Annotated in this window: 13 protein-coding genes; 5 read left to right on the plus strand and 8 right to left on the minus strand. The window is 64.3% G+C overall.

Annotation, left to right across the window (positions count from 1 at the left end; genetic code table 11):
- Positions 1-14 precede the first annotated feature (14 nt).
- Together ACP8ML_RS11975 and ACP8ML_RS11980 are read right to left on the minus strand one after the other, a co-directional pair.
- Positions 15-1,361, minus strand: coding sequence for an MATE family efflux transporter (locus ACP8ML_RS11975; protein ID WP_486702953.1), 1,347 nt, complete (start codon positions 1,359-1,361; stop codon positions 15-17).
- A complete protein-coding gene (locus ACP8ML_RS11980) occupies positions 1,361-2,008 on the minus strand; it encodes a TetR/AcrR family transcriptional regulator (RefSeq protein ID WP_065673099.1) in 648 nt (215 codons plus the stop codon). The genes ACP8ML_RS11975 and ACP8ML_RS11980 overlap by 1 nt, the downstream gene beginning before the upstream one ends.
- A gap of 138 nt (positions 2,009-2,146) precedes the next feature.
- Here ACP8ML_RS11980 and ACP8ML_RS11985 point away from each other — a divergent pair, with 138 nt between their 5' ends.
- Both ACP8ML_RS11985 and ybaK read left to right on the plus strand, forming a co-directional pair.
- Entirely contained in the window at positions 2,147-3,019 is an 873-nt protein-coding gene (locus ACP8ML_RS11985; RefSeq protein ID WP_117189525.1) for an aminodeoxychorismate lyase, read from the plus strand.
- Positions 3,019-3,507, plus strand: a complete 489-nt coding sequence (ybaK, locus tag ACP8ML_RS11990; RefSeq protein WP_065673098.1) for a Cys-tRNA(Pro) deacylase — start codon at positions 3,019-3,021, stop codon at positions 3,505-3,507. Before ACP8ML_RS11985 ends, ybaK begins: the two co-directional genes overlap by 1 nt.
- A 12-nt stretch (positions 3,508-3,519) precedes the next feature.
- Here the strand turns inward: ybaK and ACP8ML_RS11995 are convergent, their stop codons facing one another.
- From ACP8ML_RS11995 to ACP8ML_RS12005, 3 genes are read right to left on the minus strand one after another with little or no spacing between them, the layout of a single operon-like run.
- On the minus strand, positions 3,520-3,915 hold the full coding sequence (locus tag ACP8ML_RS11995; RefSeq protein ID WP_117189526.1) for a hypothetical protein: 396 nt from the start codon (positions 3,913-3,915) through the stop codon (positions 3,520-3,522).
- Between the two features lie 35 nt (positions 3,916-3,950).
- On the minus strand, positions 3,951-4,502 hold the full coding sequence (locus tag ACP8ML_RS12000; protein ID WP_486702954.1) for a hypothetical protein: 552 nt from the start codon (positions 4,500-4,502) through the stop codon (positions 3,951-3,953).
- Positions 4,503-4,515: 13 nt separating this feature from the next.
- A complete protein-coding gene (locus tag ACP8ML_RS12005) occupies positions 4,516-5,421 on the minus strand; it encodes a L,D-transpeptidase (protein ID WP_311734341.1) in 906 nt (301 codons plus the stop codon).
- A 14-nt stretch (positions 5,422-5,435) separates the two neighbouring features.
- On the opposite strand from ACP8ML_RS12005, the gene ACP8ML_RS12010 reads away from it, so the two are divergent.
- From ACP8ML_RS12010 to ACP8ML_RS12020, 3 genes are all read left to right on the plus strand, one after another.
- Entirely contained in the window at positions 5,436-6,341 is a 906-nt protein-coding gene (locus ACP8ML_RS12010) for a carbohydrate kinase family protein (RefSeq protein ID WP_117189528.1), read from the plus strand.
- A 39-nt stretch (positions 6,342-6,380) separates the two neighbouring features.
- Positions 6,381-8,462, plus strand: coding sequence for an NAD(+) synthase (locus ACP8ML_RS12015; RefSeq protein ID WP_486702955.1), 2,082 nt, complete (start codon positions 6,381-6,383; stop codon positions 8,460-8,462).
- A gap of 165 nt (positions 8,463-8,627) precedes the next feature.
- The gene (locus ACP8ML_RS12020) at positions 8,628-10,874 is read left to right on the plus strand and encodes a 6-phosphofructokinase (RefSeq protein WP_179856542.1); all 2,247 of its coding nucleotides are present in this window, start codon (positions 8,628-8,630) and stop codon (positions 10,872-10,874) included.
- On the opposite strand, the gene ACP8ML_RS12025 is transcribed toward ACP8ML_RS12020, so the two are convergent.
- The 3 genes from ACP8ML_RS12025 to ACP8ML_RS12035 all read right to left on the minus strand — a co-directional run bounded on the left by ACP8ML_RS12025 (position 10,799) and on the right by ACP8ML_RS12035 (position 12,415).
- Entirely contained in the window at positions 10,799-11,383 is a 585-nt protein-coding gene (locus tag ACP8ML_RS12025; protein ID WP_016666482.1) for a hypothetical protein, read from the minus strand. The genes ACP8ML_RS12020 and ACP8ML_RS12025 overlap by 76 nt on opposite strands.
- A 72-nt stretch (positions 11,384-11,455) precedes the next feature.
- Positions 11,456-11,902 (minus strand): hypothetical protein, encoded by a 447-nt coding sequence (locus ACP8ML_RS12030; RefSeq protein WP_486702956.1) that lies wholly within the window; start codon positions 11,900-11,902, stop codon positions 11,456-11,458.
- Positions 11,903-11,944: 42 nt separating this feature from the next.
- Positions 11,945-12,415, minus strand: a complete 471-nt coding sequence (locus tag ACP8ML_RS12035; RefSeq protein WP_486702957.1) for an MFS transporter — start codon at positions 12,413-12,415, stop codon at positions 11,945-11,947.
- Positions 12,416-12,557 lie beyond the last annotated feature (142 nt).

Below are 12,557 nucleotides of genomic sequence, written 5' to 3' on the forward strand. Positions count from 1 at the left end.
CAGTCGAGGCTCGCTCAGGCTCCGGTCCGCATCCAGGCATCCCCGTGAGCCCGCCAGGCCAGAATCCCGCAGCGCACGGCCATGAACCCGCCAAAGGCGATCCACAACCAGACGACCGCAGCAGCTGGGTCAGCTGGCGCCCAAAGATGAACCGCCCATGCCATCGGCAGATACACCAGGAACATCACCACCTGGGCCCTCGACAACCAGCGGCCGTCACCTGCTCCGATGAGCACTCCGTCGAGAACGAAAGCCGGCCCGGCGATGACCTGCTCAACGGCTACGACGAGAAGACCAGCCGCCACCGCCCGGTGAACTGCCGGATCATTCGTGTAGCTGGCGGGGACCAACTGGTGGGATGCCGCCAGAAGCGCCCCAATGACAACTCCGGCCCACGCCCCCCACCGAATCATGGTGCCGGTCAACAACCGTGTGCGGCGAATGTCGCCAGCTCCCAAACTCGCTCCCGTCAGGGCCTGACCAGCGATACCGAGGGCGTCCATCGTCATGAGGAGCAGGTTCCAGATCGTCATCGTCACCTGGTAGGCAGCCATGGTGATGGCTCCCGCTCGTGCCGCCACCCACGTCGTCACGTAGAGGGCAGCCCGCAGCGCGAGGGTACGAATCAGCAGCGGGATGCCGTCGCGCAGGCTCGAGGCGATACCGCCCCAATGAGGCACGAGGCTCAGGTCGAGACCGTGAGTACGTCTCCACAACACCCACACCAGGGCCACCGCCATGGCAATCTGGCAGATCAGGGTGCCAATTGCCGATCCCTCGATCCCCCACCCCATTCCGAGCACGAACCACAGGTTGAGCACCAGGTTGAGGCTGAAGGTGATGACGGTGACGATCAGGGGCGTCCGGGTGTCCTGGAATCCTCGCAGCACCCCGGTGACGGCCATCGTTGCGAGCATGGCGGGCACACCAAAACCAGTAATGCGCAGATACCGTCCGGCCTGTTCAGCGACTACGCCGCTGGCACCGAACCATCCGGCCACCGTCGTCGGAATGACCACCAGCATGATCGCCACGAGGATTCCGATGATGAGGGACAGCCAGAGTCCGTCGACACCGGTCTGAGCCGCACCATGGCGATCCCCCGCTCCCATCCGGCGCGAGGAGGTGGCCGTCGTCGCATAGGCGAGGAAAACGAAGAGACCCGTGAACGTCGTCAGGGCTGCTGAGGCAACACCGAGGCCGGCCAACTGGGCAGTGCCCAAGTGCCCGACGACCGCAGAATCCGCGACGAGAAATAGCGGCTCAGCCACCAAGGACAGGAAAGCGGGTACCGCCAGATTCAGGATCTGGCGGTACCCGGTCTCAGCCTGGAAGTCCGTATTGCGACTCGCTCGAGCCATCAGGCTGGGGCAATCGCACCACGTAGAGAGGCACGAATGATGTTGAGGACGTTCTCGGCTCGCTCGGAGGCCTTCTCACCACGCAACGGACCGGAGGTCGACAGCGAGGCAAACCCGTGAAGCAACGACCACAGCAGGATGGCGAGGTCGCGCACATCGACTCGTTCCGAGAGTTTGATGTCGGGGTCGGCGAGAACATCCCTGATGACCGAGTCGGGCAAATTCGGTGCATTCGACCGATCCGTTTCGATCATGTCGAGGCCGGCATCCGAAATGCGGTATGCGACGTCGAAAAATCCCGGCTCTGCCAGGGCGAAATCAAGGTACGCGCGGCACGCAGCCACCAGCTGGGCAACTGCTTCAGCCTCATCGTCTTCAGGCTGGGCTTCAGCCACAGCTTCACGCATCCTGCGGCCGATCTGGTCGGCAGCCGCCAAGCCCACCTCATCGAGAAGGGCCTCGCGGTTCGTGAAGTGACGGTACGCCGCGTTGGGTGACACGCCAGCTCGGCGAGTCGCTTCACGAAGCACGACCGCCTCGGCGCCACCACTGCGAGCCATCTCCAAGCCCTCTTCCACAAGGGCCTCACGCAGATGACCGTGGTGGTAGGTCTGACGTGTCTGCGACGAGCGATACGACTCCGTCATTAATGATCTCCCAGTCCGTTAGTAATATGACGTCAGCCAAACTGGCTGAATATCGACGCCCAACCATACGTGACATTCCTGTGGTCGCGGAGGGCAGCCTCTGTGACCACCCAACTTCTACTCAACTAGGCTGAACGCATGAGTTCAAGTGTTCCATACCTACTAGCCATACTTGGCGAAGGGGTCGTGCCGCCCTCGACCATGGTGTGCCATGGAGACGATCTCGGGCTGCTGCGTGGGGACGGAGTTTTCGACGCAACCCGTATCGTCACCGCACAGGATGGGACGTCCCGAATCGATCATCTCGAGGAGCATCTGTCCCGCTTCGCCCGATCGATCGCAGGCGTGGATGGCCCTACCCCTGACATGGACTCATGGCGGCACCTCATCGAGGATGCCGCGCGTACCTGGCGCCTCCCCGGAGAGGCCACCCTCAAACTCGTCTATACCAACGGCCGCGAGGTCGTCCCCGGACCGCCACGTGGGTTCCTCATCATCGCTCCCCTCTCCGAAACCCACAAGGAGGAGAGGGAAGGAATCGACGTGCTGTGCCTGTCGCGAGGGGTCACGAGCGAGTCCTTCGCCGATGCACCGTGGCTCCTCGGCGGCGTCAAGACCTTGTCGTATGCCGTCAACGTCGCGGCGCTGCGTTACGCCAAGTCCCAGGGCGCCGACGACGTCATCTTCACCTCGACCGAGGGCTACCTGCTGGAAGGACCCACCTCAGGGTTGGTCGTCCAAGCTGCCGACGGACTGTGGACAACCCCCACCGGCGCCACTGGGATCCTCAGCTCCATCACCGTCAACACCGTCTTCGAAGCCGCTGACGACGACGGGGTCAAGACGGCCACCCGTCTCATGAAGCGCGATGAGGTCTTGCGAGCACAAGGGGCCTGGCTACTGTCATCGATTCGCGGCATCGTCCCCATCCTGAGTATTGACGGTCGCCCAGCCCCCCAGGACGACGAGATGACCCACCGGTTGCGTGTGTGGGCCGGATTCGAGGACTGATGCCTGCCTCTGACTCTGCCTCCCCCGCCACGAAAGCCCTTGCCAAGGCCAAGGTGGCTCACGTCCTCCACAGCTACGACCATGACCCGTCGAACCACCACTTCGGTGACGAGGGGGCCGCAAAACTCGGCTTCGACCCGGACATCATGCTCAAGACCCTCATCGTCGAGCTCGCTCCCTCGGGAAAACTCGCCGTCGCCGTCGTCCCGGTGAGTGGCCAGCTCAACCTCAAGGCCTTCGCATCCGCGATGGGTGCGAAAAAAGCCGCCATGGCCGACCCCGCGGCAGCTGAGCGCTCAACGGGGTACATCGTCGGGGGGATTTCGCCACTTGGACAGAAAAAGCGGCTGCCCACGTGCATCGATGAATCGGTGATGGAGCAGCCGCGAGTGCTGGTGTCAGGCGGGCGTCGCGGGCTGTCGGTGGAATTGTCACCATCAGACCTGATGGCTGTCACCGGGGCCTCGACGGCGAAAATTACCTGCTGACGCCAGCCTGCGTCACTTCCGGGAAGACTTGGCGATCGACTGGGGCAGAGCGAGCAGCCCGACGACGATGACGACGCCCAGGATCACGTGGATCCACTTGACCGCACCGCCGCTGCTCATCTCGCCGAGGCCGTACTGGACAAGGACCAACACCGCCATGCCCACGGCGTGACCGACGATCGACGACGGGCCACCGTGACGCTTCCACATGACAGCCAGGACGGCAGCCACGATGGCGGCCACCAGGGTCAGAACTCCAAATCCCATGTGCACGTCGCCGAGCCCGTGAACACCGGAGAGCATGAAGCAGGCCAACGCAGCCTGAATGATCACGGACGCGACCGCGACCCAGGCAGAGATCGTCAGGGCCTTGGGAGGGGTGGGAACGACAGGGGTGTTCTGTGTCATGCCTCACACTCTAGGCCACGGTTGTCGTTGCGGCCTCATCGCGAGCGGCGGCCCTCGATGACCCAGGGACCCCACCAGGCCCCCAGCCCGATGGCTAACAGGAGGGCAGGCCAGGTGACCTCGGCCACCGCCGAGAACACCGGTATCAAGGCGTACAAACCCGCTCCTCCGAGCAAAACGGTCACTCCCCCGACGATCCCGCCAGCGAGGCGCTGACTCCTCCGCCGCTCCAACCTCGCCCCCAGCAGAGCTGCCAGCAGGACGACCGGGATGATGAGGATGACCGCCACCCCCATCGCGTAGAGCAGACCGACGAGGAGGCTTCCGAACCAGCCGCGTGCCGGCATGGTTCCGCTGGTGCCATCCGCCCCGGGCGTCACAGCCCAGATCGCCAGGCTGAGGCCCCACACCAGACCGGTGATGGCCATGACCGCGACAAAAACACCAGCAGACCTACTGACCCGAGCCGACTCCGTCGTCGCCCCCAGGGTGTCGCGATTCCCCGAGTCGACGTCCTCGTGGTCGACGCTGTGGCCCAGCCGTGTTCTCAGGTCGAGGGTGTTCTCCTCGTCGCGTCGACGACTCACCGCACCTTCACCCTCACCGCACCTTTACCTTTGTGCCCTCATGGGCAAAGTTGTAGAGAGCCTCCGAGTCCTTCGGAGCCAACCTCGCGCAGCCGTGACTCGAGTACCCCGGCATGCCCAGGGTGTAGACGGGCTGAGCAAGTTTCTTAGTCTTCTCGTCCCACGGGATCTGGTGGAAGCCAATGTGGCCGATCGCTCCCGGGCGTTGATAGAAAGCCAGAAAATTGGGGATGTACCAGCGAATACCGTCCTCGGTCGAAGCTGCATGCCGAGCCTTGTACTCGATCTCGTAGTCCCCGACCGGGGTCTTCCACGGTTCGGCGGTGGTGAGCATCGAGCGCTTCACCACACCATCGTCAACGAGGTAGACGTGATTCTCCGCCTTGACCCACAGCACATAGGTTCCAGCGCCTGCCGAGGATTTCTCACCCACCGCCAGGGATGCGGGAGGTGGAGTCGGCCCGGGAATCGAGGGCCTCGATTCGTCAGTCTGGGGGCTGGCGGAGTTATCGGGCTCGTCGGCACCGACCTTGTCAGTCGGCCCGTCCGGGGCCTCCTCACTCGGGGACGCCTTGGCCGTCAACTCGGGAGAAGCGGTCGGGCACGTCACAGGGTAGCGATGACGAGCACGAAGATCACCCGCGCCCGGAACGGAATCGATACACGGCGTCACTGTCGGCATGGATGATCCGCAGCCAGCGACCAAGCACACCGTTGCCACCAGGGCAGCGAGGAAACCACCGCCGCGCCAGAGGCCAGAGCCGGCGCGCGGTTCCGGGGTCGGGGTGCTTCCGGAGGCGATCATCAAATCCAGTCTAGAGGCCGCAACCTGGCTATCCGAATACAACGCTGGTAGCAGAACGACGGTTGGCCCTCCACCAGGACGGCTGCGCGGGGTGCGAGAGACTGGAGACACCATCGGGAGGAGAGGTCATGTCCACCGCACTTGTCATCGGGGAGTCACTGATCGACGTCGTCAATGATGCCGGACGGGTGAGCGAACACCCCGGCGGATCCCCCATGAATGTGGCGGTTGGGCTGGCCCGCCTGGGACGCGATGTCGAGTTGGCCACCTGGATCGGTGCCGACGACCACGGCCGGAGCATCGAGGCCCATGTCGGTGCCGACAACGTCCGTCTCAGCGGGCCGTCACGGGGAGCCGAGCGCACCCCCACGGCCACCGCCACCCTGACGGGAGGCCAGGCTAGCTACGAGTTCGACCTCGAGTGGGCATTGCCGTCGGTCACGATTCCCGATGACTGCGTCGTCGTCCACACCGGGTCATTGGCGTGCGGGATCGAGCCGGGACGTCAGGTGGTGGTGCAGACGGTTGCCGCCGCCCGGGACTGCGCGACGATCACCTTTGACCCGAACTGCCGTCCCAGCCTGCTCGGTGATCCAGCTGCTGCGCGCCACGATGTCGAGCAGTTCGTCCGACTCGCCGACGTCGTCAAGGCCTCCGACGAGGACCTGGAATGGCTGGGCGAGGGGGCTGACCCGGTCGAAATGCTTACCGACTGGATGGGGTTGGGGCCCAAAATTGGCATCCTGACGATGGGAAAACACGGCGTGGTGGCCATGACGGCCGCTGGTGTCGAAATTCGCGTCCCCGGGGAGCGAACCGAGGTTGTCGACACCGTCGGTGCCGGGGATTCCTTCATGTCGGCGACCATTGACAGTTTGTGGACCACCGGGCTGCTGGGGGCCGAGCACCGCATGGATCTCGGCCGCATCCAGCCTGACGTTTTTCGACAGGTGATGCAGCGGGCAGCCCACATCGCCGCCATCACCGTCTCTCAGGCCGGCGCAAATCCCCCGCGCAGCAGCGAACTGGGGTGAACAGGGCTTCCGCACCCCAGGTTCTGCGAGACTGGCCCCATGAAGGGGAATTTCCACTCGGCATATGACCAAGGTTTCGCACGAGTCGCGGCGTGCACAACGACGGTGCACATCGGTGACCCTGCCTCGAACATGGCGGGAATTCTCGACACCTGCCGGGAGCTCAACTCTCGTGACGTGGCTATCGCCGTCTTCCCCGAGCTCTGCCTGACCGGCTACGCCATCGACGACCTGCTGCTTCAGGACGTCGTCCTCGATGCCGTGATCGACGCCATCGAGACCCTGCGTCAGGCCTCCCGCGACCTCTTCCCGGTCATCGTCGTCGGGGCTCCCTTGCAGAGGGGGAACCGGCTGTACAACTGCGCGGTCGTCGTCCACCGTGGCCAGGTGCTCGGTGTGGTGCCCAAGAATTACCTCCCCAACTACCGGGAGTTCTACGAAAAGCGTCACTTCGCGGCTGGTGCAGGCACCAGCGGGACGATCGACCTGTCGGGGCGACAGAAATCTCACGTGGCCTCGACCGAGGTCCCCTTCGGACCCCACCAGCTCTTCCAGGCCTCAGACCTGCCGGACCTCACCTTCCATGTGGAAGTCTGCGAGGACCTGTGGGTTCCGGTGTCCCCGTCCTCCCAGGCCGCTCTCGCAGGCGCTGTCGTCGAGGTCAACCTCTCGGGTTCCCCGATCACCGTCGGAAAGTCCCGCCAGCGACACGAACTGTGCAAGGTGACGTCCTCGCGCAACCTTCAGGCCTACGTCTACGCGGCCGCCGGCCCCGGGGAGTCGAGCACCGACCTGTCCTGGGACGGCCAGGCGATGATCTACGAGAACGGCACCCTGTTGGCCGAGACCGACCGGTTCTCCCCCGAGCCCGGGTACTGCCTGGCTGACATCGACCTCGACCTGTTGCGTCAGGAGAGGATGCGGCAAGGGTCCTTCGACGACAACGCCCTGGCCCAGTCCGACGCTCGTGCCCACAACGAGGAATGGCGCACCAACACCTTCACCCTCGACCCGACCCATGACGACATCGGTCTCGAGCGGCCCGTCGACCGGTTCCCCTTCGTCCCGAACAAGCCAGACCAGCTCGCCCAGGACTGCTACGAGGCCTACAACATCCAGGTCTACGGCCTGCGTCGTCGCCTCGAGTCGATCGGAGCTCCCAAGGTCGTCATCGGCGTCTCGGGAGGCCTCGACTCCACCCATGCCCTGCTCGTCGCAGCCAAGGCGATGGACCAGATGGGCCGTCCCCGCACCGACATCCTCGCCTTCACGATGCCAGGGTTCGCCACCACCGACCACACCAAAAACAACGCCCTGGACCTGTGCCAGGCACTCGGCATTCCCTGCGCGGTGTTGGACATCCGGCCGGCAGCCACCCAGATGCTCAGGGGGATGGGGCACCCGGCCGGTGACGGGGCCGACGTCTATGACGTCACCTTCGAGAACGTCCAGGCTGGTCTGCGTTACGACTACCTCTTCCGCATCGCCAATCAGCGGGGCGGCATCGTGCTGGGCACCGGAGACTTGTCCGAGCTAGCCCTGGGGTGGTGCACCTTCGGCGTCGGCGACCAGATGAGCCACTACGGGGTCAACACCGGCGTGCCGAAGACCCTCATCCAACATCTCATCCGGTGGTGCATTTCGTCGGGCCAGTTCAACGAAGCCACCAATATCGTCCTGGAGTCCGTTCTGGGGACGGAAATCTCCCCCGAGCTCGTCCCGGCTCGCCCCGGGGAGAAGATCCAGTCCACCCAGGCGAAGATCGGCCCCTACGAGTTGCAGGACTTCACCCTCTACCACCTACTGCGCCACGGGATGCGTCCCAGCCGGATCGTCTTTCTGTCCCATCACGCCTGGCGCGACGCCTCGGTGGGGTCCTGGCCACCCGGGTTCCATGACGAGGACCGCCATTCCTATGACCTGTCGGCCATCAAGGACTGGACGCGGCTGTTCCTGCGTCGATTCGTCGGAAACCAGTTCAAGCGCTCCACCCTGCCCAACGGACCCAAGGTCGTCGCCGGTGGGTCCCTGAGCCCGCGCGGTGACTGGCGAATGCCGTCCGACGCCGTGGCCCGGGCATGGATGGACGACCTCGAGACGGTTCCCGACGAGCACTCCTGAATCCTGACGACCTGGGATGGTCAGCCCGAGGGTCCCCTCCCCACCGCAACACCGAACGCTCACCGCACCAGAGACGAAAATCCCCGACTCACCGTCCCCACCGTCACAGTTCACCCTCCGGCCACTCTGACGCGGCAATATTGAACTGTGCGTGTTGATGACGAATTGAGGCTTACCCCAACCCTCCCCGACGGTCGTGGGTTGCGCATCGGCATCCTGACCAGCGGTGGCGACGCCCAGGGAATGAATGCCGCTGTCCGCGCCGTGGTGCGCTCTGCATTGAGCGTGGGAGCCGAGGTCTATGCGATCTACGAGGGCTACCAAGGCATGATCGACGGAGGCGACGGCATCCGGAAGTTCGGATGGGATGACGTCGGTTCGATCCTCAACCGTGGCGGCACTGTGATCGGCACCTTCCGCTGCAAGGCAATGCGCGAACGCTCAGGTCGGCTGAAGGCCGTTCAGAACCTCTTGGAGCACGGAATTGATCGTCTCGTCGTCATCGGCGGCGATGGTTCGCTCACTGGTTTGGACGTGCTGCGCACCGAGTGGACCGATCTCGTCGCCGAACTCGTCGACACGGGTCGGGTGAGCCCCGAGGTAGCCCGCGAGCACCCCTCCCTCATGATCGCGGGACTCGTCGGTTCCATCGACAACGATCTCGTCGGATCCGACATGACCATCGGCGCGGACACGGCTCTGCACCGCATCGTCGATGCCATTGACGACCTCACCTCCACCGCCGCCAGCCACCAGCGATCCTTCGTCGTCGAGGTGATGGGTCGTCACTGCGGCTATCTCGCCCTCATGGCGGCAGTCGCCGGTGGCGCCGACTATGTGCTCATCCCGGAGCGCCCACCGGAAGACGGCTGGGAGGATCGGATGTGTGCCGAGCTCAAGCGCGGCCGACAGTCGGGGCGCCGGGACTCAATCGTCATCGTCGCTGAAGGAGCCACCGATCGCGCCGGTAACCGCATCACCTCCGAGTACGTCCGTCAGGTCCTCGAGGACAAGCTCGGGGAGGACGCCCGCGTCACCATCCTGGGCCACGTCCAGCGCGGCGGACGCCCCTCGGCCTACGACCGTTGGGCCTCCACCTGGCTCGGCTACCACGCCGTTCACGAGGTACTTTCGACGACCCCGGAGGCCGAGGGGCGCGTCATCGGAACCGGCGCTAACCGCATCCACCGTCTGCCCCTGGTCAAGGCCGTCGCCGACACCAAGTCGGTGCCCGGTCTCATCGAGCAGGGGCGTTACAATGAGGCCATGAGGATGAGGGGACGCTCCTTCGTCGAGATGGACGCCATCTTCACCGAGCTCAGCGAGCCCGCTCGCACCAAGACCGAGGGGGGCGAGGACGCCGACCGCAAGCGGATTGCGATCATGCACGCCGGCGGCCCTGCCCCGGGCATGAACACTGCTGCCCGCGCGGCCGTCCGGTTGGGTATTTCTCGTGGCCACACCGTCATCGGAATCCACAACGGATTCGTCGGCCTGGCTGCCGGGGACATGGCGGAACTGGCCTGGAGTGACGTCGAGGGCTGGGCCGGGGAAGGCGGTGCTGAGCTGGGCACCCGCCGCGAAACCCCGAGCACCCGTGACCTCTACGCCGTCAGCCGCGCACTGGAGGACAACCACATCGACGCCCTACTCGTCATCGGCGGATACTCGGCCTACGAGGGCATCCACACCATGACGACGGAACGGGACCGCTACCCCGCCTTCCGCATCCCGACGGTGTGCATCCCGGCCTCGATCGACAACAACCTCCCCGGTTCCGAGCTGTCCATCGGTGCCGACACCGCCCTCAACGTCATCGTCGAGGCGATGGACAAGATCAAGGAGTCCGGCATCGCCTCGCGTCGGTGCTTCGTCGTCGAGACGATGGGGCGCGACTGCGGATACCTCGCCCTGATGTCCGGCATCGCCGCCGGTGCCGAGCGGATCTACACCAATGAGGACGGCATCTCCCTGGACGATCTGGCCAATGACGTCCACTGGTTGCGGGAGTCCTTCGCCCACGGACGGCGTCTATTCCTGGCCGTTCGCAACGAGAACGCCTCCCGCAACTACACCACCGACTTCATCGCTCGACTACTGGAGGAGGAATCCCACGGCATGTACGACGTGCGCCAAGTGGTGCTGGGGCACATGCAGCAAGGTGGGTCGCCCTCCCCCTTCGACCGGTTGCTGGCCAATCGTCTCGCGTATCGCGCTCTCAACCTCATTGACGACGAGTTGGCCGCCCACCAGGACGGGCCGTGGTTCATCGGTGTCAACGAGTCGGACATGCGCCCCAGCAAGATGGAGACGATGCCTTCCCTCGTCGACTCCGCTCACCGTCGTCCCCGCGAGCAGTGGTGGCTGACGATGTCACCGGTGGGACGAACGGTATCCGACGAGGTGCGCTGATCCCGGACACCTAGCTCGTCGACCGCCCACGACTCGAAGTAGATCTCACGCCGCCCCAGGGCAGGCTCTTGGGCCACGAAGGACGTGCGCGTCGACTGATCAATGGTACCCCAGCAAAGGGGGCCAAAGAAACCGATGGTGTCATTCTTGGCCACGTAGCGCGAGATATAGGCAAACAGTGCATCTGCCCGGCGCCGGTTCTTGCGGTTGTTGACCGGTTCGAGAGTTGTCAGGTTGTTCTGCAGGATGCCCGGGTTTTGCCACGCTAACGCCTCCCCGACAGGCGTCTCTCGACAAATTCGCGCAACCTGTTCGATGAACAGTTCGTCGAGGTCTTGAGCTCTGATGGAGGACTCGGCCACGTTAGCGGACGGTTTCCTGCGCAGAACATGCAACGTTGCCACCGGGAATCCAGCGCTGCGCAGCAGGCAGTCGCTCCGGTACTGCACACGCCGTGGAGCCGGAGGCGCTGACGTCGCTCCGGCCGAATTCGGGACTTCAGTGATCACGTCGGAACTCCGTCATGTGTTGCACCTTTCGGATCGGGGAGGCGAGGATCCAGAGAGCCGACAGGCAGGCAATCAAACCTGATGCGACCAAGGAACCTCGGATCCCGAGGAAAGCCATGGATGAACCGGCGAGCAAGCTTCCCAGGGGGCCGTTCCCCACACGATCACACGACTGGAGGCGCTGATCCGACCTAGGATGTCCGGCGATGTGCTGGCCTGACGCAGCGTGAAGACAGTGATGTTGTATACGGTGACCGAAATCGACAAGACCGCTTGTAGAATCCCTCCCACGACGAGAGCAGTGCGCGGACTGAGTGACGCCAGCGCCGAGATACTGCATCCCGCGATGAGCGCCGGCATCCAGATGGCGGCACCAATCCCGATCCTTGCAACCAGCTTTTCGGCGAAGATGGCAGACAGCACAGAGCCAAGGCCGCCCATCGCGAGAATTGAGCCGACAATACCCTCACTGACACCAAGTTCTCGCAGCAGAAATAGATAGAACAGAGGCTGTAGCATTCCGTAGGCAAAGTTGAATGTTGCCGTACAGGCGATGGTGCTTCACAGCTCGCGTTGGTGCCAGAGCTCCCTGAATCCGACCTTAAGCTCCCGAAAGAGGCTCCGCTGCTCGGCGGCGGTTGCCGTGCCGGGGACCCTGGCGGCGTCGATCTTCCTGCAACCAATCAGCGGGGCGGCCGCCAAGAAGTAGCCGATGGACGTCACGCCAGCGGCGACGTGGCTACCTAACCATTGGATCATCGCTCCTGCGAGCGCAGGGGCCCCGATTTGGGTCGCCGAGTCCACGGCGTGCAGCTGGGAGTTGCGTGCCAGCAGCTCTTCCTCTGATGCGATGCTGGGGGTCAGCGCTTGAGCTGCGGTGTCGGCGAAGATGCCACACGCGCCCGCGATGACTCCAAGAGCGATAAGCATAGGAATGCTCACTACTTGAAAGAGCCCCGTTACCTTGCTGGTGGCCCCGTAAGGAGGGGTCACGGTCGTCGGGCCCGGCATGACTTGCTGCCCCTGTCTCATGAATGATCCGGGGGGTGTTGTCACCGGGCTTGGTGGCGCCAGCCGACCGCTGATAGGGACACGGCCTGCTTCAAAGGTCTCTTCGTAACGTGGGTGCCGGCAGCTGACGCATCACCACCCGGGCGACCGTTCATCTCGGGAT

This window comes from Cutibacterium sp. LaCa_255 (assembly GCF_057458005.1).